The following is a 1,127-nucleotide window of genomic DNA, read 5'->3' as shown; positions in this document are numbered from 1 at the left end:
CAGTGAAAAAGTCAAAAGGCATGAGCGGCAAGCCTGTTACCAGCAAGCCGGTTTACGGCTATGTGATGGACGAGGACGAGAATTTTATTATAGACGAGGAAGCCGCCCCGGTGGTGCAGCAGATTTACCAGCTTTGCCTTGCCGGGAACGGCCCGACCAAGATTGCCCGTATGCTGACGGAGCAGCAAATCCCCACGCCGGGGACGCTGGAATATCAGCGGACAGGCAGCACCCGCCGTTATCACCCAGGCTATGAGTGCAAATGGGCGACCAACACCGTCGTTCATATCCTCGAAAACCGAGAGTACACCGGATGTCTGGTGAACTTCAAAACGGAAAAGCCTTCTTATAAGGTCAAGCACAGCATAGAGAACCCCGTCGAGAAGCAGGCCATTTTCGAGAACCACCATGAGCCGATCATCGACAAGGAAACATGGGAGCGTGTGCAGGAGTTACGCAAGCAGCGCAAACGCCCGAACCGCTATGACGAAGTGGGGCTGTTCTCTGGTATGCTGTTCTGCGCCGACTGCGGCCATGTGATGTACCAGCAGCGGTATCAGAACAAGAACCGCAAGCAGGACTGTTACATCTGCGGCAGCTACAAGAAGCGCACCCGCGACTGTACGGCGCACTTTATCCGCACCGACCTGTTGACCGCCGGTGTCCTCTCCAATCTCCGGCAAGTGACGGAGTATGCTGCCAGGCACGAGAGCCGTTTTGTAAAGCTGCTGATCCAGCAGAACGAAATCGGCGGCAAGAGAAAGACCGCCGCAGCCACCAAGCAGCTTGAACAGGCGCAGGAGCGGATTGCCGAAGTGAGCCGCATTATCAAGCGGCTGTATGAGGACAATGTGAACGGCAAAATCAGCGACGAGCGTTTCATGGAACTGTCGGCAGACTATGAGCAGGAGCAGCGGGAACTGAAAGACCGCGCCGCCGCTTTGCAGGCCGAACTGGACAAGTCGCAGGCCGCCACCGTCAACGCGGAAAAGTTTATGGGTATCGTCCGAAAGCACCTTGCCTTTGAGGAATTGACCCCCACCCTCTTGCGGGAAATGATTGAGAAAATCGTCGTGCATGAGTGCAGCTATGACGAGAACGGCACCCGCAGGCAGGACATTGAGATT

At 55.8% G+C, this 1,127-nt stretch carries 1 protein-coding gene; it reads left to right on the top strand.

Annotated elements, in window-relative coordinates:
• A partial coding sequence (locus WS44_RS10210; protein ID WP_288145744.1) for a recombinase family protein occupies nt 1-1,127 on the top strand: 1,127 nt, incomplete at both ends.

The organism is Lactobacillus sp. N54.MGS-719 (genome assembly GCF_000980505.1).
Taxonomy (GTDB): Bacteria; Bacillota; Bacilli; order Lactobacillales; family Lactobacillaceae; genus Lactobacillus; species Lactobacillus amylovorus.
Note: the sequence above shows the minus strand (reverse complement) of the source record. Positions and strands in the feature narration are given on the sequence as shown.